At 68.3% G+C, this 19,419-nt stretch carries 16 protein-coding genes; 7 read left to right on the plus strand and 9 right to left on the minus strand.

The features are described 5' to 3' along the window. Positions 1-40 precede the first annotated feature (40 nt). Together ACH438_RS32530 and ACH438_RS32535 are read right to left on the minus strand one after the other, a co-directional pair. Positions 41-2,416 (minus strand): beta-glucosidase, encoded by a 2,376-nt coding sequence (locus ACH438_RS32530; protein WP_397012234.1) that lies wholly within the window; start codon positions 2,414-2,416, stop codon positions 41-43. After that, positions 2,413-3,249, minus strand: coding sequence for an alpha/beta fold hydrolase (locus tag ACH438_RS32535; protein ID WP_397012237.1), 837 nt, complete (start codon positions 3,247-3,249; stop codon positions 2,413-2,415). Before ACH438_RS32535 ends, ACH438_RS32530 begins: the two co-directional genes overlap by 4 nt. 138 nt (positions 3,250-3,387) lie before the next feature. Between ACH438_RS32535 and ACH438_RS32540 the strand changes: the two genes are divergently transcribed. After that, positions 3,388-4,842 (plus strand): serine/threonine-protein kinase, encoded by a 1,455-nt coding sequence (locus ACH438_RS32540; RefSeq protein ID WP_397012239.1) that lies wholly within the window; start codon positions 3,388-3,390, stop codon positions 4,840-4,842. Position 4,843: 1 nt separating this feature from the next. On the opposite strand, the gene ACH438_RS32545 is transcribed toward ACH438_RS32540, so the two are convergent. Continuing rightward, on the minus strand, positions 4,844-5,611 hold the full coding sequence (locus ACH438_RS32545) for a 3-hydroxybutyrate dehydrogenase (RefSeq protein WP_397012241.1): 768 nt from the start codon (positions 5,609-5,611) through the stop codon (positions 4,844-4,846). Next, positions 5,608-7,023 carry an MFS transporter gene (locus ACH438_RS32550; protein ID WP_397012243.1) on the minus strand — a complete coding sequence of 472 codons (1,416 nt, stop codon included), beginning with the start codon at positions 7,021-7,023 and terminating at the stop codon, positions 5,608-5,610. The genes ACH438_RS32545 and ACH438_RS32550 overlap by 4 nt, the downstream gene beginning before the upstream one ends. Positions 7,024-7,159: 136 nt before the next feature. On the opposite strand from ACH438_RS32550, the gene ACH438_RS32555 reads away from it, so the two are divergent. After that, positions 7,160-8,086 (plus strand): LysR family transcriptional regulator, encoded by a 927-nt coding sequence (locus ACH438_RS32555; protein WP_397012245.1) that lies wholly within the window; start codon positions 7,160-7,162, stop codon positions 8,084-8,086. A gap of 25 nt (positions 8,087-8,111) precedes the next feature. On the opposite strand, the gene ACH438_RS32560 is transcribed toward ACH438_RS32555, so the two are convergent. From ACH438_RS32560 to ACH438_RS32580, 5 genes are read right to left on the minus strand one after another with little or no spacing between them, the layout of a single operon-like run. Beyond that, a complete protein-coding gene (locus tag ACH438_RS32560) occupies positions 8,112-8,738 on the minus strand; it encodes a TetR/AcrR family transcriptional regulator (protein WP_397012247.1) in 627 nt (208 codons plus the stop codon). After that, on the minus strand, positions 8,735-10,228 hold the full coding sequence (locus ACH438_RS32565) for a flavin-containing monooxygenase (protein ID WP_397012249.1): 1,494 nt from the start codon (positions 10,226-10,228) through the stop codon (positions 8,735-8,737). The genes ACH438_RS32560 and ACH438_RS32565 overlap by 4 nt, the downstream gene beginning before the upstream one ends. Next, positions 10,225-11,082: an SDR family NAD(P)-dependent oxidoreductase gene (locus ACH438_RS32570; RefSeq protein ID WP_397012251.1), complete on the minus strand. Its 858-nt coding sequence runs from the start codon at positions 11,080-11,082 to the stop codon at positions 10,225-10,227. Before ACH438_RS32570 ends, ACH438_RS32565 begins: the two co-directional genes overlap by 4 nt. Next, positions 11,066-12,031, minus strand: coding sequence for an alpha/beta fold hydrolase (locus ACH438_RS32575; RefSeq protein ID WP_397012253.1), 966 nt, complete (start codon positions 12,029-12,031; stop codon positions 11,066-11,068). Before ACH438_RS32575 ends, ACH438_RS32570 begins: the two co-directional genes overlap by 17 nt. Beyond that, positions 12,028-13,389 (minus strand): cytochrome P450, encoded by a 1,362-nt coding sequence (locus tag ACH438_RS32580; RefSeq protein ID WP_397012255.1) that lies wholly within the window; start codon positions 13,387-13,389, stop codon positions 12,028-12,030. The genes ACH438_RS32575 and ACH438_RS32580 overlap by 4 nt, the downstream gene beginning before the upstream one ends. A 162-nt stretch (positions 13,390-13,551) precedes the next feature. Between ACH438_RS32580 and ACH438_RS32585 the strand changes: the two genes are divergently transcribed. The 5 genes from ACH438_RS32585 to ACH438_RS32605 all read left to right on the plus strand — a co-directional run bounded on the left by ACH438_RS32585 (position 13,552) and on the right by ACH438_RS32605 (position 19,403). Continuing rightward, positions 13,552-14,253 carry an SDR family oxidoreductase gene (locus tag ACH438_RS32585; protein ID WP_397012257.1) on the plus strand — a complete coding sequence of 234 codons (702 nt, stop codon included), beginning with the start codon at positions 13,552-13,554 and terminating at the stop codon, positions 14,251-14,253. 42 nt (positions 14,254-14,295) lie between these two features. Further along, positions 14,296-14,718: a tautomerase family protein gene (locus ACH438_RS32590; protein ID WP_397012258.1), complete on the plus strand. Its 423-nt coding sequence runs from the start codon at positions 14,296-14,298 to the stop codon at positions 14,716-14,718. Positions 14,719-14,865: 147 nt separating this feature from the next. Beyond that, entirely contained in the window at positions 14,866-17,190 is a 2,325-nt protein-coding gene (locus ACH438_RS32595) for a sensor histidine kinase (protein ID WP_397012260.1), read from the plus strand. Next, complete coding sequence (locus ACH438_RS32600; protein WP_397012262.1) at positions 17,187-17,840, plus strand: response regulator; 654 nt, start codon at positions 17,187-17,189, stop codon at positions 17,838-17,840. The genes ACH438_RS32595 and ACH438_RS32600 overlap by 4 nt, the downstream gene beginning before the upstream one ends. A 123-nt stretch (positions 17,841-17,963) precedes the next feature. Further along, on the plus strand, positions 17,964-19,403 hold the full coding sequence (locus tag ACH438_RS32605) for a cytochrome ubiquinol oxidase subunit I (protein WP_397012264.1): 1,440 nt from the start codon (positions 17,964-17,966) through the stop codon (positions 19,401-19,403). Positions 19,404-19,419 lie beyond the last annotated feature (16 nt).

Genomic DNA, 19,419 nt, shown 5'->3' on the forward strand with positions numbered 1-19,419 from the left:
GGTAGGCGTTGCCGGGCGGAATCCGTTGCCGGAGAACCGATCAGCCGATGTCGGCGGTCAGCGGCAGATCGGTGACCGAGGTACCGATGTGCAGGGTGAAGGCGCCGGGTTCGACGGTCCAGCCCTGGTCGGTCCAGTGTTCGAAGGAGCGCTGCGGCAGTTCGATGGTGGCGGTGACGGTTTCACCGGGCGCGGCCTCGACCGCGGCGAAACCGGAGAGCCAGCGCACCGGCCGATCGACCGTGCTGACCGAGCGGGACAGGTACGCCTGCACCACCTGACGGCCGGGGCGGGCGCCGGTATTGCGGACGGACACCGTGGCGGTGCGGCCCGACACCTTCAGGTCGGCGAGCTCCCAGCTGGTGTAGCCGAGGCCGTGCCCGAACGGATACGCCGGAGCCACACCGGATTTCAGCCACGCCCGGTAACCGATGTGAATGCCCTCCTCGTAGGGCAGCGCATTGTCGGCGGCGGGCTTGGTGTTCAGCACCGGCACCTCGTCGATGGTCCTGGGCCAGGTGGTGGGCAGCCGGCCGCCGGGTTCGGCGGCGCCGGTGAGCACATCGGCCAGCGCCGCGCCGAACTCCTGTCCGGGGAACCAGGTCAGCAGCACCGCGGCGACGTCGTCGCGCCACGGCATCTCCACCGGCGAACCGGAATTCACCACCACGACGGTGCGCGGGTTCACCGCGGCCACGGCGGCGACCAGTTCGTCCTGGCGGCCGGGCAGGCGCAGCGTGGTGCGGTCGAAGCCCTCGGATTCGATCTGCTCGGTGGTGCCGACCACGACCACGGCCACCTCGGAGGTGCGCGCCAATTCGACCGCGGCGGCGAACTCCTCGTCCGCCGAACGCCGCGGGCGGCCGACGGCGCAGGTGATGCCCATGGCGGGGAATCCGCCACCCGGCACCATGCGCACCAGCATGTCCACTTCCTGACCTGCGGCCAGGGTGCGGGTGACGGAGCGCTGCGGCGGATTCAGCAGCATCTCCACCGGATCGGCGCCCGCGGGCACCACGTTCTCCTCGAGCACCTGCTCGCCGTCGAGTGTCAGGCTCAGCGTGCCCACGCCCGCGAAGCCGATCCGCCACTCCCCCGCGACGTCGGCGCGCAGCCGGCCCCGCAGTTCGATGGTCTTGGCCCGCAGCGCATTCGCATTCCCGAAGAGCATGAGCGCGCCCGCGGTGCGATGCTCCTGATCGAGCAGGGTGTCACCGTCGAGGTAGCGCAGATCGAGGCCGGGGGTGCCGGTTTCGGGATCGGTGATCAGGTCCAGCGGGACCGGCAGCATGTTCTCGCTGAGGTGCACGCCGGGTGTGTAGACCACCGGCAGCGCCTGCGAGAGTCCTTCCAGCGGCGAGGTGGTGTGCGAGGGGATCACCGTGGCACTGCCGCCGCCCATGAAACGCGGTTCGGCAGCGGCGGATCCGAGCAGGGCGACGCCGGCGGGCTTGTTCAACGGCAGCGTGCCGTCATTGGATGCCAGCACCATGGCCTTGGCGGCGGCCGTGCGCACCAGCTGCTGGGCGGCGGCATCGGTGAAAGCCGGTGCCTGCCGCGGGGTTCCGTTCAGGGCGCCGACCCGCTCGGCGAAGCGCAGGATGCGCCGGACCTTCTCGTCGATGGCGGATTCGGGCACCTGGCCCGCGCGCACCGCTTCTTCGAGCGGCTTGCCCCATGCCTCCCACGGGCCGGGCATGGCCAGGTCGTTGCCCTTGGCCGCGCCGAGCGTGGAGCGCACCGCGGTCCAGTCGGAGACGACGACGCCGTCGAAACCCCACTCGCCCTTGAGCGGTTCGTCGAGCAGGTCGTTCTCGGTCATGGTGACGCCGTTGACCGAGTTGTAGGCGGCCATGATCATCCAGGCGCCCGCCTGCACCGAGCGCTCGAACGGGTACAGGTACAGCTCGCGCAGGGTGCGTTCGGAGGCGATGACGTCGGCGGTGAAGCGTTCGGTCTCGGAGTCGTTGGCCACGTAGTGCTTCGGGCACGCGCTGACCCCGTGCGCCTGCACCGACCGCACGTAGGCGGCGGCGATCTCGGCGGTGAGCAGGGGATCCTCGGAGAAGCATTCGAAATGCCGTCCGCCGAGCGGGGATCGGTGCAGGTTGATGGTGGGGCCGAGCACCGCGTACACGTCCTTGCGCCGCGCTTCGGCGGCGATGAGCGCGCCGATCTCGGTGAGCAGCTCGCGATCCCAGGTGGCGGCCAGGGCCGTACCGGAGGGCAGGCTCACCGATGGGTCGCGTTCGTCCCACTGTTCGCCGCGCACGCCGGACGGGCCGTCCGAGACCGGCATCTCGGCCAGGCCGATGCTCGGGTCGCCGGCGAAGCGGAAGAAGTTCGCGCCGGAGATGAGTTCGATCTTCGCCGGCAGGTCCAGCCCGGCGAGCAGTTCGTCGATGGTATTGCTCATGCCTGTTCCTTCCAGAAGTCGACCAGATCGGCGGAAACCTGTTCGGGCACTTCCTCGTTCGGCAGATGCCCGACACCGTGGAATACGGCCGTGCGGGCGTTCAGCTGCGCGGCGAAGGCCTCATGTACCGACGGCGGCCACAGGTCGCCGGTATCGCCGTAGGCGACGAGAATCGGCACCCCCGCATCACGTAAGGCGGCGGGGTCCTTGACCGGAGGCACTTCCATCGTCTTCAGGATGCCGAGGATATTGGCTTTCTTGGTCTGCACGATGCGGTTGTGCAGGAACTCCAGCTTCTCCGCCGGCAGTCCGGCACCGGCCAGCGCGGTGGCCATCTGCTGCCAGATCGCCTCCTGCCCACCGGCTTCCACCACCTGCGCGACCATGGCCGGCGGCGGGAAGTTGATGTCCTCGACCGAGGACGGCCCCGAGGCCAGCAGGGTGAAGCTACGGAAACGCGCGGGTCGCTCGATCACCGCGACGCGGGAGACGTACCCGCCGAAGGAATGCCCGATCAGATGAATCGGCGCCGCGGGCGACACCTGGTCGACGACCAGATGCAGATCGCCGACGAAGTCCGGCATGGTGTACCCGGAGATATCGTCGGGCCCTTCGGACTGCCACTGTCCGCGCTGGTCGTAGGCCACGGCCCGGTACCCCGCGGCGGCCAGCAAGGGCAACAGCGCCTCGAAGTCTTCCTTGGAACCGGTGAAGCCCGGCACCAGCACGACGGTACCGAGGGTGTCCACGCCCGCGGGTGGCAGGACCTCCCAGGCGGCGAGTTTTCCCGCGCCACCGTGCAGCGTGATGGGCGTGATCGGGGCCTGACTCATCGACGATCCCTTCTTCGTACGGCCTTGTACGGCTGGCTCGAGTGTGCCATCGCCCTACCCAGTTTACCGAGTGACCACTCGGTACTGTTACCGCTTTGTTATCTCACCAATCGGGCGCCCCGGCTCTACCATGGGCGGGTGCAGTTGGGGGCGGGGGCGAATTTCGCGGGCCATACGATCGAACGGAAACTCGGCGCGGGCGGGATGGGTGTGGTCTATCTGGCCCGACATCCACGCCTGAATCGATCCGTGGCCTTGAAGGTATTAACCGAATCGAAGGCCGGCGACGCAGGCGTCCGCAGCCGCTTCGAACGCGAAATCGAACTCATCACCGCACTGGACCACCCGAACATCGTCCCCGTCTACGACCGCGGCGCCGAAGGCGACACGCTCTGGGTCTCGATGAAATACATTGCCGGCGGCGACGTTTCGAGCCTGCTCGACCGCGAGGGCCCACTCGACCCCACCCGGGCAGTGCGATTGCTCACCGACGCCGCCGCCGGACTCCAGCACGCACACGCCCACGGCATCGTGCACCGGGACGTGAAACCCGCGAACCTCCTGCTCGAATCCGATGGCGCTCACGAGCGCGCACTGGTCGCCGATTTCGGCATCGCCCGCACCTCCGACGCCACCATCACCGCCTCGGGTTTCCTCGCGAGCTTCGCCTACACCGCCCCGGAACGATTCTCCGGCGATATCGCCGACCACCGCTCGGACATCTACTCCCTCGGCTGCACCCTCTTCCAAATGCTCACCGGCAGAACCCCTTTCCCTGCCCGCGACCAAGCCGCCATCATGGCCGCCCACCTGACCGCACCGCCACCCCGCCCGAGCACGCTACGCCCCACCCTGCCCGCCGGACTCGACGCCGTCATCGCCAAATCCCTCGCCAAGCGCCCACAGGACCGCTACCCGAACTGCGCCGCCATGGCCGAGGACGCACTACGGGCGCTCACCACAACCCAACCGGGAGCTTTTGTCCGCCCGCCGGTTCCAATGCCGCCACGCCCAACGTGGGCCCAGTTGCCGCCAGCCCCTCCTCGGCAAGAACGTCCGCACCCGTTGCGACGCTGGGGAATCGCCGCAGCCGCAGCCGGTCTCGCCGGCGTGGTGTCGCTGACCACCTTCTTGCTCGTGCGCGAGTCCGGAAACCACGCCACGACAGCCCTTTCCGCGACACCTGCCACATCCAGCGCGCCCGATACGCGTCCGTCGAGTACGCCCCCACCCAGCACCTCGGCCACGACAACGACCACCGCACTCCCTGCGCAGGTGGTCACCACCCCGACGGTCGTCGCGAAGTGCGAGGGCACACCTGAGATCCGGCCCGTGACGATCTCGGCACTGCACTGCGGCACCAACGCCGATATCTGGATCGACGGCCTGAGCTGGACCAAATGGGACCAGGACTCGGCCGTCGGCACCGGGACAGTCCATCTCAACAGCTGCCAACCGAGTTGCTCGGCAGGCAATTACAAACTCGACCCCGTGACGGTCACCCTCGACAAGGTCGACCCGTTCGGCAACACCTACATGCGCATCACCCTCAGCGGTGCAGATAGCGAAACCGACAACCTCCCAACCGGCTAGGTCAGCGGGCGGTCCAGCCGCCGTCCATGGTGTAGGAGGCGCCGGTGACCATGCCTGCCATGTCGGAGGCCAGCCAGCCGACGAGTGAGGCCACTTCCTCGGGTTCGACGAGGCGTTTGATGGCGCTCTCGGTGAGCATGATCTGTTCCACCACTTCCGTTTCGGGGATGCCGTGGGTGCGGGCCTGGTCGGCGATCTGCTTGTCCACCAGGGGTGTTCGGACGTAGGCGGGGTTGACGCAGTTGCTGGTTACACCGTAGGGGCCGCCTTCCAGGGCGGTCACTTTGGACAGGCCTTCGAGTGCGTGTTTGGCGGTGACGTAGGCGGATTTGAAGGCGGAAGCCCGGAGGCCGTGGACGGAGGAGATGTTGATGATCCGGCCGTGGCCCTGTTCGTACATGTGCGGGAGGGCAGCGCGGATCAGCAGGAACGGGGCTTCCACCATGAGGGCGAGGAGTTTCCGGAACTGTGCGGGCGAGAAATCCACGAGGGGGCTGACATTCTGCACACCGGCGTTGTTGATCAGGATGTCGGTCTCCAGGCGGAGTTCCTCCAGCTCACCCACGGCGAGCAGATCGACTTCCCAGGCGCGACCGTCGATTTCGGTGGCCACCTGCTTGGCGGCGGCGCCGTCGATATCGGCCACCGTCACCCGGGCGCCGCGCGCGGCCAGTTCCCGCGCGCAGGCCGCGCCGATTCCGCTCGCCCCGCCGGTCACCAGGGCGGTGCGCCCGGCCAGATCGCCGGACGCGCTCGCTGGAAAGGTCACGCTGTCACCGCCTTCGGATCGATATCGGGATGCGCGCCGGAGCTCTTCGCGCCCGCGGCGCTCTCCCTGGCCAGAGTACTTTCCGCATCGGCCGCGTCCACGGCCGCCAGATCGGTGCCCTTGGTCTCGCGGGCCAGCACTACCGAGATCGCGGTAATGACGGCCGCGATCGCCAGGTACCAGGCGATGGGCACCGAGGACTTGTAGGTCTCCAGCAGCCGCACCGCGATGATGGGCGCCAGCGAACCGGCCACCAGCGAGGTCACCTGATAGCCCAGGGACACACCGGAATACCGCATGCGGGTCGGGAACATCTCGGCCATGATGGCCGGCTGCGCGGCATACATGAACGCGTGGAACACCAGCCCGATGATGATGGCGGCCAGAATGATCCCGTAGTGCCCGGAATCCATCATGGGGAAGGCGAAGAAGCCCCAGGTGGCCGTGGCGATCGCGCCGATCAGGTAGATGGGCCGCCGCCCGAACCGGTCACTGAGCCGTCCCACCTGCGGAATCACCAGGAAATGCACGGCGTGCGCCGCGAGCAGCCACCACAGGATCTCGGTGGTGTTCGCTCCCACATGCACTTTCAGGTAGGTGATGCTGAACGTGACCACCAGGTAGTACATGATGTTCTCGCCGAAGCGCAGGCCCATGGCGGTGAAAACGCCACGCGGATACCGCTTCAGCACCTCCAGCGCGCTGAAGGACGCCACCTTCTCCCGCTCGGCCTGCTGTTGCGCGGCCAGGAAGATCGGCGCGTCGGTGATCTTGGTCCGCACGTAGTAGCCGATCAGCACCACCACCGCGGACAACCAGAAGGACACCCGCCAGCCCCAGGACAGGAAGGCCGCGTCCGGCAGCGTCGAGGTCAGCACCAGCAGGACGACGGTGGCGAGCAGATTGCCCACCGGCACCGCGGCCTGTGGCCAGGACGCCCAGAACGCCCGGCTGCGGATCGGACTGTGTTCCGCCACAAGCAGTACCGCGCCACCCCATTCGCCGCCGACGGCGAAGCCCTGGATGAAGCGCATCACCACGAGCAGGACCGGAGCCCAGTACCCGACCTGCCCGAAAGTGGGCAGGCAGCCCATCAGGAAGGTCGAGATGCCGACCAGGATCAGGCTCAGCTGCAGCAGCTTCTTGCGGCCGTAGCGATCTCCGAAGTGCCCGAACACGATTCCGCCCAGCGGCCGCGCCGCGAAGCCGACCGCGTAGGTGATGAACGCGGCCAGGATGGCGTCCAGATCGCTGGTGCCCTTGGCGAAGAAGACCTTGTTGAACACCAGGGTGGCCGCGGTGCCGTAGAGGAAGAATTCGTACCACTCGACCACGGTGCCGGCCATCGAGGCGGCCACCACCCGCCGCAGTCCGGCCAGCGGCGGGGCCGGTTCGGGATCGCGAACGCTCATCGCGCACTCCTCACGCTTCGGGCCACATCCCCTCATTTGTGATGTGGCCCACATAAATGAATGGTCAGGAGTATTCGTGCACGAAAGATTGTCCGCAATGCCCAGATTCGCAGCGGGTATCTGCAAATATGCACAGATGAGCGTGACCCCCGCCACTCCCCGGCCCAATCCGGACGACCTGCTCGTACTGCTGGCGGTTGGCCGGACCGGCCGCTACATCGCCGCCGCCGATGAGCTGGGCATCAACCACACCACCATCTCCCGGCGCATCGCCACCCTGGAACACGCGCTCGGCGGGCGGGTGCTCACCCGCGTCGCGGGCGGCTGGGAACTCACCGACCTCGGCCGGGAGGCCTTCACCGCCGCCGAGGCCGTCGAGAACGCGGTCCGCACAATCACTTCCGCGGCCGATGGCTCGCGACTGCTGGAGGGCGTGGTGCGCATGTCGGCCACCGACGGCTTCAGCGCCTATCTCGCTACCCCCGCCATTGCCCGCGTACAGCGCGACCATCCCAAGGTCACCGTGGAGATCATCACCGCCACCCGGCGCGCCTCGATCCAGCGCTCCAGCGTGGATATCGAAGTGGTGGTGGGCAAACCGCAGGTGCGCCGCGCCGAGGCGATAGCGCTGGGCGACTACACCCTCGGGCTGTACGCGTCACGCGAGTACCTGGCGCGCAACGGCAGCCCCGCCACCATCGCGGAGCTGGCCGCGCATCCGCTGGTCTACTTCATCGATTCCATGCTGCAGGTGGACGATCTCGACCTGGCCTCCAGTTTCGCGGTGGCCATGCGCGAATCCATCACCTCCACCAATGTTTTCGTGCATGTGGAGGCCACACGCGCGGCGGCCGGTATCGGGCTGCTGCCGTGTTTCATGGCGGATCTGCACCCGGATCTGGTGCGGGTGCTCCCGGAACGGGTCGCGGTGCGGCTGACCTACTGGCTCGTCACCCGTCCGGAGACCCGCCGGCGCCCCGAGGTCGCCGCCATCGTGACGGCCATCCGCGAGTATGTCATCGCCGAACAGCCGAAATTACTGGGTGCACAGCATCATTCGTGAATTCGCGTCCCACGGGGTGATCGCGCTATGAAGGCAGTCGCGGCCCGATGACCGCGATGGCGGTATCGACGGCGACATCGATGATGCCCTTGACGTCCCGCCCCGCTTCGATGGTAGAGGCGATCAGTTCCCGGAACCCGCCGTACAGGATTGTGGCCATCTGCCGGGTCGGCGGATGTAGTTCGGCGGCCTGGAATTCCGGTGAGGCGGTGAGGTTCTGGATGAGGTCGATGAAGGCGCCGGCCTCCTCGATATGCAACCGGCGCGCGCTCTCCCCCATGGCCGGCGAATCCCGGATCCAGGCCAGGCTCACCGCCAGATCACAGTCCGCGGCCCTCACCCACGCCTCGACGGCCTGCCGAATCTGGCTGCGCCACGGCGCATTCCGATCCACGGCGTCGTAGATCCCCTGGATGGTCCGGATGTTCCGTTCGGTGAGCACGGCGATGAAGCAGTCCTGCTTGCTGGTGAAATGCTCGTAGAAGGTGCGGCGGGAGGTGCGGGCGTAGCGCACCACGTCCGCTACCGTCGCGTCCTGATAGCCGTGCTCGCGCACGGCCTCGGCCATGCCGTCGAGCAGGCGACGGCGGAAACCGGATTCCGGCGGCGTCTCCGCCGCCGGAATCGGGGTGGCTGGCTCGGCACGTGTCACGGCGTCAAGGTTAGTTGCCTGGCCGGTTTCCCGAACCGCATGGTGCCGTCCTCGATCCGGCCGAATCGCAGGGTGAGCACGTCCTGGGCGTAATTCATGCCCAACCGCCACGGCGCCCGCGATCCGGCCTTGGGGAACCGGTCCAGGGCGCGCAGGACATAGCCGGCCTGGAAGTCCAGCAGCGGCTTGCCCGAGACCGACGGGTCGGGCCGCGGCGTGAAATGGTCGTAGCCGTGGTCGTCCAGGTAGCGCAGCAACCGGCACACGAATTCGCTGACCAGGTCGGCCTTCAGCGTCCAGGACGCATTGGTGTAGCCGATGGTGAAGGCCAGATTCGGGATGCCGCCGAGCATCATGCCCTTGTAGGCCATGGTTTCCGGCAGCGAGATCTCACGACCGTCCACCGACAGCTCGATGCCGCCCAGCGCCAGCAACTGCAAGCCGGTCGCCGTCACCACGATGTCGGCCGGCAGTTCTGTCCCGGACTCCAGCGTGATCCCGCCGGCGGTGAAACGGTCGATGCGATCGGTCACCACGGTCGCGCTGCCATTGCTGATGGCGCGGAACAGATCCGAATCCGGCACCAGGCACAGGCGCTGATCCCAAGGCCCGTAGGCGGGCTTGAAGTGGATATCCACGTCATAGCCCTCCGGCAGCTGCTTCACGGTCTGCTTGCGGATGAACTCCCGCATCATTTCCGGCCGCCGCTGGCTCAGCTGATAGATGAGCGTGCTGATGGCCACGTTCTTCCAGCGCGTGATGGCATACGCCCGGCGCGAACCCAGCCGCGTACGCAGCCAGTTCGCGATCGGATCCTCCATGGGCGCGGTGAGCACGTAGGTCGGCGACCGCTGCAACATGGTGACCGCGGCGGCACCCGATCCGGCCAGTGCGGGCACCAGCGTGACCGCGGTCGCGCCGCTGCCGATCACCACGACGCGTTTACCGGTGTAGTCGAGATCCTCCGGCCAGAACTGCGGGTGCACGACCTGCCCGGCGAAGTCCTCGATCCCGGCGAAATCCGGGGTGTAGCCCTGGTCGTAGCGGTAGTAGCCGCTGCACAGGTAGAGGAACTGGCAGGTCAGTGTCGATCTCGCGCCCTCGTGCTCGACTTCCACGGTCCAGCGGCCCTCGTCGCTCGACCAGGCCGCGCCGATGACCTTGTGCCCGAACCTGATTCGCTCCTGAATGCCCGTCTCGGCCGCCGTATCGCGGACGTACTGCAGGATCGAGGGTCCGTCGGCGATCGACTTGGCGTCGGTCCACGGCCGGAATCGGTAGCCGAGGGTGTGCATATCGGAGTCCGATCGCACGCCCGGATACCGGAACAGATCCCAGGTGCCGCCGATATCGTCGCGTGCCTCCAGAATCGCGAAGGTGCGATGCGGGAAGGCCTGCTGCAAGGTCCGGGCCGCGCCGATGCCGGACAGGCCCGCACCCACGATGAGCACGTCGAAATGTGCTGCGTTGCCGCCGAAATCCGTTGTCATGACTTCGCCCCCGATCGGGCGCGGGCGCGCGCCGTGCGCTCCACCAGGGACAGCACGTCGAAGTAATGGGTCGGCGCGATCCGGGCGAGGGCATCGAACACGTACGCGTCCGGGCCGACCAGGATGCGCGCCTTACCGGTTTCCACTCCGCGGCAGATGATTTCGGCCGCCTTCGCCGGCGAGGTCATGGTGATGGCCTCGAACTCGGCGGCCATCTGCTCCCGGGTGCGCCCGCGGCCCTCGGGATCCTTCCGCACGCGGGCATTGCGCGCGATATTGGTGGTGATGCCGCCGGGATGCACGTTCACCGCCGAGACCCCGGTGCCGCGCAGTTCCTGCCGCAGTGCGTCGGTGAATCCGCGCACCGCGAATTTGGCCGCGCAGTAGGCACTCTGGTTCGGCATGCCGACCAGGCCGAACACGCTGGAGGTGTTCACGATGACGCCCTGATCCTGTTCGACCAGCAGGGGCAGGAAGGCGCGGGTCCCATTGATCACGCCGTGGAAGTTGATCTGCCACAGCCATTCGTCGTCTTCGGGTACCGCGTCGAGCACCGACGAGGACACCGCCACACCGGCATTGTTGAACACCGCGGCCAGCGGTGCGGTCAGCCAGTCCTTCACCTCACCGGCGAAGGCGAGCTGATCGGCCGCATCGCGCACATCGAGCACCCGGGTGAGCACCGGACCGCTGAGCGAATCCGCGGTCTGCTTCAGCCCTGCCTCGTCGATATCGGCGATGGCCACCGGTGACCCGCGTCGGGACAGCAGTTGCGCGAGGCCGCGGCCGATTCCGGAGGCGGCCCCCGTGATCATGGCGGGCCGGCCGGACAGGGGCCTAGAGGTTCGGGGCATCTGCGCTCCTCGGTGCTGCGCTGGAATTCGTTGTCGCGGTGGAACTCTGGGTCGTGGTGTGGCTCTGGCCGGTGGTCGAGCCAATGTGGCCGTCGATGAGGTCGACCAGGGCGGGCCACGCACCGGCCGGCAGATCGTGCCCCATTCCCGGCACGGTGTGCAGGCGTGCGCCGGCGATGGCGCGGGCGGTGGCCGCGCCACCGGTCGGGTGCACCATCATGTCCCGATCACCGTGCACGACCAGGGTGGGCGCGGTGACCGCGGCCAATTCCTTTGTCCGGTCGCCGGATTTCAGGATTCCGGCCAGCTGCCGCCCGACGCCGGGGGCCGGTCGCGGATCGCGATCCCAGGACAATCCGGCCGTCGCGCGCACCGCGGCCTCGTCGAAAGGGTAACCGGCAGAAGAGATGTGGCGGTACATGCGCACCGAGGCCTCGACGTGCTCCGCGCGGGTGCGCGCCGGACGGCCGAACATGCGCCGCCACGTAGACAGAGCGGGCCGGCCCAGCCGCGCCGCACCCGTGGTGGACATGATCGAGGTGAGCGAGGCGACCCGTTGTGGGTAACGGGCCGCGACCGTCTGCGAGATCATCCCGCCCATGGACATGCCGACGAGATGCACCGCCCCCAGGCCGAGCGCATCGAGCAATCCGACAGTGTCCGCGGCCATATCGTGCAGGTCGTACTGTGCCGGATCCCAGCGTTTGAACAGCATCTGCTGCGGGGCGGGCGGCCGGAAGCCCGCGTGGGTCGAGCCGCCGACATCGCGATTGTCGAGCCGGATCACCTGGTACCCGCGCTCGGCGAACAACTCGCACAAGCCATCCGGCCACGCCACCAGCTGCTGCCCGAGACCGGGCACCAATACCAGTGGCGTGCCGTCGTTTCCGCCCAGCCGTTCGTAGGTCAGCGAAACCCCACGGCCCACATCGGCGATCTGCTCGCTCATGCGGTGACCTCCGCCGCGCGCGCCGGCGTCTCCGCGACCTGTGCGTCCGGAATGGGCGGTGCGATCCGCCGGTACACCGTGGCGCGGCCCTTCTTGGCGGGAACCAGTGCGACACCGCGGAAGTGGGCGCGTTCATCGGGTGCGTCGGTGGGCGTGAGCGTGAATTCCCGCAGCAGCGTGCGCAGCACGATATTCATCTCCATGGTCGCGAACGAGGCCCCGATACAGCGACGGGCGCCGCCGCCGAACGGAATCCAGGTCCAGGTGCCCGGCCGCACCCCGAGGAAGCGCTCCGGATCGAAGGCGCGCGGGTTCGGGAAGAGTTCCTCGTTGTCGTGCATGAGCCGGATGCTGACCAGCACGTGCTGGCCCTTCGGCAGCGTCCACCGGCCGAGCTGGAAGGAGTCCGCTCGCACCTTGCGGGCGGTGGCGTCGATGACCGGGCGTACCCGCTGCACCTCCACGAGGGTCGCCTCGCGCAGTTCGGATCCGCCCACGTCGGCCTCGGCGACCAAGCGCCGCAGCAGATCCGGATGCCGGCGCAGCCGCTCGACAGTCCAGGCCAGGGTGGTGGCGGTGGTCTCGTGCCCGGCGGTGAGCAGGGTGAGCAGTTCGTCGGCGATCTCGCCGCGGGTCATGGCGGTGCCGTCGTCGTAGCGGGCCTGCAGCAGCATGGCGAGCACGTCGTCGCGTTCGGACAGTGCGGGATCGGTGGCGGCGCGCTCGATCAGCGTGGCCACGATCTCGTCGTACTGGTGGCGGTAGTCGGCGAATTTGGCCCAGGGCCCGTACTTCCCGAGGAAGCCCTGCGGGATCGGCAGGGCCGCGAGCGCGGACCCGACCAGCACCAGTTTCGGTAGCAGCGTGCGCAATCGGTCGAACTCCGCGCCCTCGGCTCCGAAGACCGCGCGCAGGATGACGTTCAGCGTGATGCGCATCATCGAATCCATGGTCGCGAACTCGCGGCCGAGCGGCCAGGAAGCCATGTCGCGCAGGGCTTCTTCCTCGATGAGCTGTTCGTAGACCGCCAGCCGCCGGCCGTGGAAGGGCGGGGTGAGCAGTTTGCGCTGCTTGCGGTGTTCCTCGCCGCGCAGTGAGAACAGCGAGCCCGGACCGAGGAACTGGCCCAGGTTGGCGTCGATATTGTCGACCAGGTCGGTGGGCGCGGTGAACAGCGCCTTCACCTCGGCGGGATCCGAGAGCACGACCGTCGGCCCGAAGCGCGGCATGCGCACGGTGTAGGCCGATCCGTAGCGGTCGTGCCAGCGCCGCCACGCGCGAGTCCTTCCGGTCAGGATCTGTATCCCGTGCAGGAAACCCGGCGACGCCGGCCCCGCAGGCAGTTTCGCAGTGGTCATGCGCCACCTCTCAGCGTGGTACTCCCGTGTACCAGGACGACGGTACGCCGACGTACCAGCGTGTGGCAAGGGTCACTTTTCCCGCCACGCGCGAGGCGGGTGACAGCGACCCGGCCATGTGGCTATAGTTCTATATAGTCAGCATCGAACAGAGAGGTAGCCATGACCACAATCGAAGGCTCGATCGCAGTGGTGACCGGCGGGCAACGCGGCCTCGGGCGGGCATTCGCCGAGGAACTCCTCGCGCGCGGCGCGGCCAAGGTCTACGTGACCGCACGCCGTCCCGAACCCAGCGCCGACCCCCGCATCGTGCCGCTGGAACTCGAGGTCACCGATCCGGAATCCATTGCCGCGCTGGTGGATCGGACCCGGGATGTGAACATCGTGATCAACAATGCGGGCGTGCTGAAGTCCGCGCCGCTGCTGACGGCCGATATGGCCGATGTGATCGCGACCTTCGAGACCAATGTCTTCGGCCCGCTGCGCATCGCGCAGGCATACGCGCCGATCCTCGCCGCCAATGGCGGTGGCGCGCTGGTGGATATCCATTCGGTGCTGTCGTGGCTGAGCGGGGCCGCCGCCTACGGCGCCTCCAAGGCCGCGTTCTGGTCGCTGACCAACTCGCTGCGTCTCGAACTGGCCGCGCAGGGCACCCAGGTCGTCGGGGTGCATCTCGGCTTCGCCGACACCGACATGACCACCGAGATGACCATGCCGAAGATCAGCCCGGCTCAGGTCGCCACGGCCGTGGCCGACGGGCTCGAGAAGGGCGACAACGAAGTGCTCGTGGACGATCTGACCCGGCAGGTGAAGTCCGCCCTGTCCGGACCGGTCGAAAACCTCGCCATGACCGCCCGGCGCTGACTCATAGTCGCCGATCACCCTCTCCCCCAGAAGGATTCAGCCATGCCGCTCTGGCACATCTACCATCCCGCCGACACCTACACCGCGCAGGACAAACAGGACCTCGCCGGCGCGATCACCGCCTACTACGCCCGCGTGGGCCTGCCGGAGTTCTATGCCGTGGTGTTGTTCCACGAACTGCCCGCCGACTCGTTCTATGTCGCTGGTAAGCCCGTCACCGACGCGGTGCGCATCACCGTCGACCATCTCGCCCGCACGCTCGAGGATCCGGTCATGCGCAAGAAGATGACCGAGCAACTCGACGCGCTCGTGAAGCCCTACACCCACGATCGCGGGCTGCATCTGGAATTCAATGTCACCGAGGTGCCACGCGATACCTGGATGATCGCGGGACTGTTCCCGCCGCCCATCGGGGGCGAGGCCGAGAAGGCCTGGGCGGCGGCCAACCGGCCATTGCCCTACTGATGCACCGCCGGCGGCCTCGAGGAAAACCGGACGAGAAGTCGTGGCGGCCGTTGGCTCCCCGCCTGCCAACGGCCGCGGTCGCAGGTCGGCCGGTCCCCTCCCATGGCGCCCTACCTGCATGGACCACGATTCCGTACTATGCGCGCGATGTCTGTCGGATGTTCGACGGACATCGGTACCCGGCTCGCCGTGCCATGGTGGTTCGGATACCGTGGCGGCGTGTTGCGCGTCGCCGATCCCACCCGCGCTGCGGTCGCGCAGGAGGCGATGTGGCTCGCCATCAGATTCCGGCATGCCGGATGGTTATTGCTCGCGGCAGTACACCTGGCGAGCCGTCCCGACGACCCGCGGCCCGAGGTCGCGGCCATCGTGCTGCTCGCCGTCTGGTCGGCGGGCAGGCTGCAGGGCGGGCAGGCCGGGCGCTGGTGGACCGTCGCCGATCTGGTGGTGGTGTCGGGTTATCTGCTGTGCACGCTGAGCCTGGTGCCGTCGGCGGCCGCCGCGAAGGACCTCGTTGAGGTGAAAATCGTGGCGGCGACGGTGATTTCATTCGGAATCGCCCAACGGGTGCGGGTGTCGGCGGCGGTGGTCGCGCTGATGCTGGGCCTGCTGTACTTGGTGGACCGGCAGACGCCCGGGCTCACACCGGTCATGTTTCTCGGTGATCTCTCGGTCGCCTACCTGCTGGTCGAGTGGTTGCTCGCGGTCGGGGTGCGCCGGGCGGTGCTGCGCGCGGCCGCCGTGCACGACACCACCGTCACCGCGGCCGCGGATTCGCGGATCGCGGCCGAGGTGACCGCGGCGCGGCGGCGTTACGAGCACGAGCAGTGGGCGGTCACGCACGACACGGCCGCGGCGACACTGCTCATGGTCGGGCAGGGCGCGGCCGCGGATCCCGAGCGGATCGCGCGGCAGGCGGCGCGAGATCTCACCGTGCTGGAGGCCGGGATTCCGATGCCCGGCGACGGCACCCGGGTGGACCTGCCGGAGTTGTTGCGGCGCTTGGCCGGAGAATGCGCCACGCCCATCACGTTCGAGGGCGTGGCCTCACTACCCACGCCGCGCGGGCTGGCCTGGGCGATCACGGCGGCGGCGCGCGAGGCGCTCACCAATGTCGACCGGCATGCGCACGCGCGGGCGGTGGTGGTCACGGCCGCGCCGGGAGAGCTCGTGATCGCCGATGACGGTGTCGGATTCGAGGGCGCTCCCGGTGAAGAGCGGTACGGCATCCGCAATTCCATCGTGGCGCGCATGCGCGCGGCGGGCGGGGACGCCGACGTGGTGAGCACACCGGGCGCGGGCACCGATGTGCGGCTGAGCTGGCCCGTCGAGGTGGTGGCCGCACCGGCCGCCGAGCTCGAGCCGGAGGAAGCGCGGGATGCGACCGCCGGGGTGGAGCGACTGGGCAACAGCTTCGGCTACGGCATGGTCGGTGTGGCGGTCGCCGACACGCTGTTGCAGTCCACGCTGACCGAGTCGGCGGCGACACCCTCGACCCTCGTCGACGCGCTGCTGGTCGCGGTGAATGTCGGATGCGCGCTGGCCGCGCTGATTCCGCGGCGGCGCGAACGCACCACCCTCGCGCTCATGGCGGCGGCGATCCTGGGCTCGCTGGCCTTGACCGCGCTGCTGCCGGCCGATGCCGTGGTGGGTGGCGCGAACTGGTCCATCGGCGCGGCGGGCTGGACCGTGGTGGCGCTCGGATTCCGCTGGCGGCCCTTGCTTTCCCTGTCGGCGCTGAGCACCTGGTGGGTGCTGGTGTGCGCGATCGTGCTGGTGCGCAGTCCCTCCGGGGATTCGCTCGTGGTGCTCGGTTATCTCACGGCCGCCATCTTCTTCCTACAGGTGTTCACCGCGCTGTTCGCGGCCACCCTCGATCGGGTGGCGCGCGATGCCGCGGCCCATCACCGGGAACGCTTGCGCCACCGTACCGCCGACGCGGTCGAGCGGACCATCGAACTCGAATGCCGCCTGCGCTACGAGCAACTGCTGACCGAGCTCACGCCGCTGTTGCGCGGGCTCGCCGATCGCACCCTCTCCCCCGAGGATCCGGCCGTGCGCACCGCCGCCCGCACCGAATACGCCCGGCTGCGCCGCCTGCTCACCCAGGCCGACGGCGTGGGCCACCCGCTGCTCGCCGATCTGCGCGCGGGCATCGACGAGGCCGAACGACGCGGCGTCGCGGTCACCGTGGAGGCCGCGCCCACCGAACGCGAACTGCCCGACGAGGTGCGCGGCCACCTGGTCGCCGCGACCCGGATGATGCTGGACGCCAGCCTGTCCCGCGCCCGGGTGGTGGTGACCGCCGACGCGGCCGGTTGCACGGTGAGCGCCCTCGGCGACTGCCCGCCCGAGACGATGGACCGCCTCGCCCTGATCACCGGCGCCACCGTCGACACCGAGGTGCTCACCGCGGGCGAACTACTGTGGGCGCGCCTGCATCACCGCTTCGACACCTTGGAAAGGGCATGATGATCCGGATCGCCATTGTCGACGACCATCCCCTCATCCGGGACGGCGTCCGCGGCTGGTGCGCCGCCGCCGAACCCGAGATCCGGGTCAGCGCCGACCATCCCGATCCGGCCGCCTTCCTCGCCGCCACCGAGGCCGACCGCGGCGAACTCGACGCCGTCGTGCTGGATCTCCAATTCGACCAGCGCGCACCGGATCTCACCGCCCTCGGCGCCATCTGCGAACGCGGCCACCGCGTCGTGGTCTACTCCCAGCACACCGAACCGCGCCTGGTCCGCGACTGTCTCGACCTCGGCGCCGTCACCTACCTCTCGAAAACCGAAGGCCGCGAACACCTCATCGCCGCCCTGCACGCCGCCGCCGAGGTACGGCCCTACCTCAGCCCCACCATGGCCCGCGCCATGAGCGACGACGCCGACGACGACCGGCCCAAGCTCTCGCAACGAGAGCGCGAGGTACTGTTGGCCTGGTTCCAGACCGAATCCAAAGCCCTTGTCGCCCAGCAGCTCTACATCACCGCGGGCACGGTGAACACCTACCTCGAACGCATCCGCGCCAAATACGCGGCAGTCGGCCGCCCCGCCCCGACCAAGGCGGCGCTGGTGGCGCGCGCCATCCGAGACGGCTTGATCGGCACCGACGAACTGTAGGGAACTACGCGCGCTAGCACATCGGTGACTGGTCGGACAAGACCCGCAGGGCGACAGTTTCCAGCGTGAACACCGGCCTCTCGGAGCTGCTCGGACGATCTCGGGTCGCGAAGACTCTGAGGCATGCAATTGCGGGTCACAGGGATTCTGGAGGTCGCCCGGGCGCAGTTCGCGGGGACGACCGCCATCCACTGGCTGTTCGTGATCCTCACCCTGGGACTGGTACCGGTGGTGGCCGCGCTGCACACCTGGTCGGTGTGCAGCCGCGATGCCGCGCATAAGGCTGTGCTCGAGCGCGCCACGCGGTTCTGGGGGCAGATCTATGTCGTCAACTACGCCTTGGGGATCGTCACCGGGCTGGTCATGGAGTTCCAGTTCGGGTTGAACTGGAACGGGCTGAGCCGGGTGTTCGGGAATGTGATCGGGGCGCCGATCGCGCTCGAGACGCTCGTGGCCTTCTTCGCCGAATCCACGTTCCTGGGAATGTGGATCTTCGGGTGGGGGCGGCTGCGGCCATGGCTGCACGCCACGCTGATCTGGCTGGTCGCGCTGACCGCTTATGCCTCGGCCTATTTCATTCTGGTGTCCAACGGGTTCATGCAACATCCGGTCGGCTACGAAATGCGGGGCGGCGTCGCGTATCTCACCGATCTCGGTGCGGTGCTGACGAATCCGAGTGCGCTGCTGGCCTTCGCGCATGTGAGCATGGCCGCGCTGTTCACGGGCGGGGTGTTCATCGCCGGGGTCAGCGCGTACCACTTCGCGACGCGGACCGGGGAGCGGGCGTTCTTCCTGCTGTCGCTGCGGTTCGGGCTGCTGCTGGCGGCCCTGGCGAGCTATCCGGTGTATCGCTTCGGCTCGAAGCAGTATCCGCTGCTCTACCGGACGCAGCCGATGAAGCTGGCGGCGCTCAACGGCGGGCCGCGCGCGGAACGATTGCAGCAGGCCATGGTGGCCGAACACGGTCCAGGAGACTACATTCCGCCGCACTGGATCGGCCACGCGCAGGACGTGATGCTGTACGTCGGCACCTTCACCATGCTCGTGGTGCTGGTCGCGGCGGTGCCGGCGTTCCGCAGTGTGATCACGCGATACAAGGTGATCGCCGTGCTCTTCGCGGTCGTCTATCCACTGGCTCCGGCCAAGTTCGCCGATTCGCTGATCTACGGCATCGACGAGTGGGTTCGCTATGGGGTCTCGGCGGTCGTCGTGGTGGCGCTGCTGGTCTGGGGTGATCGGGTCGCGCGGTGGCGGCCGGCGGCGTGGGTGCTGGTCGCGGCGATTCCCTTGCCGTTCATCGCCTCCATCGGAGGATGGCTCTTCCGGGAGGTCGGGCGGCAACCCTGGCTCGTGTACGGGCAGCTCACCATCGGTGAAGCCGTCTCGAAGGTGAGCACAGTGAACGTGTGGGTCTCGTGCATCGCATTTCTCACCGTCTTCGCCGCGCTCGCGGTGACCAATTGGGTGTTGATCGCCCGGCTCGCGCGTCGTGGTCCGGTCGGCATGCAGCTCGGCGCGACCGAACCCGCGGACCGGCCGGCCGAGCACTTCGCCACTCTCTGACTCTCCGAAGGATTTA

The organism is Nocardia sp. NPDC020380 (assembly GCF_044386975.1).
Classification (GTDB): Bacteria; Actinomycetota; Actinomycetes; order Mycobacteriales; family Mycobacteriaceae; genus Nocardia.

Excerpts from the sequence above, each read along its gene's own strand:
- ACH438_RS32585 (WP_397012257.1), top strand. The coding sequence starts at position 13,552 with ATGACCACAATCGAAGGCTCGATCGCAGTGGTGACCGGCGGGCAACGC.
- ACH438_RS32535 (WP_397012237.1), bottom strand. The coding sequence starts at position 3,249 with ATGAGTCAGGCCCCGATCACGCCCATCACGCTGCACGGTGGCGCGGGA.
- ACH438_RS32600 (WP_397012262.1), top strand. The coding sequence starts at position 17,187 with ATGATGATCCGGATCGCCATTGTCGACGACCATCCCCTCATCCGGGAC.
- ACH438_RS32530 (WP_397012234.1), bottom strand. The coding sequence starts at position 2,416 with ATGAGCAATACCATCGACGAACTGCTCGCCGGGCTGGACCTGCCGGCG.
- ACH438_RS32550 (WP_397012243.1), bottom strand. The coding sequence starts at position 7,023 with ATGAGCGTTCGCGATCCCGAACCGGCCCCGCCGCTGGCCGGACTGCGG.
- ACH438_RS32555 (WP_397012245.1), top strand. The coding sequence starts at position 7,160 with ATGAGCGTGACCCCCGCCACTCCCCGGCCCAATCCGGACGACCTGCTC.
- ACH438_RS32565 (WP_397012249.1), bottom strand. The coding sequence starts at position 10,228 with ATGACAACGGATTTCGGCGGCAACGCAGCACATTTCGACGTGCTCATC.
- ACH438_RS32590 (WP_397012258.1), top strand. The coding sequence starts at position 14,296 with ATGCCGCTCTGGCACATCTACCATCCCGCCGACACCTACACCGCGCAG.
- ACH438_RS32575 (WP_397012253.1), bottom strand. The coding sequence starts at position 12,031 with ATGAGCGAGCAGATCGCCGATGTGGGCCGTGGGGTTTCGCTGACCTAC.
- ACH438_RS32605 (WP_397012264.1), top strand. The coding sequence starts at position 17,964 with ATGCAATTGCGGGTCACAGGGATTCTGGAGGTCGCCCGGGCGCAGTTC.
- ACH438_RS32580 (WP_397012255.1), bottom strand. The coding sequence starts at position 13,389 with ATGACCACTGCGAAACTGCCTGCGGGGCCGGCGTCGCCGGGTTTCCTG.
- ACH438_RS32570 (WP_397012251.1), bottom strand. The coding sequence starts at position 11,082 with ATGCCCCGAACCTCTAGGCCCCTGTCCGGCCGGCCCGCCATGATCACG.
- ACH438_RS32595 (WP_397012260.1), top strand. The coding sequence starts at position 14,866 with ATGTCTGTCGGATGTTCGACGGACATCGGTACCCGGCTCGCCGTGCCA.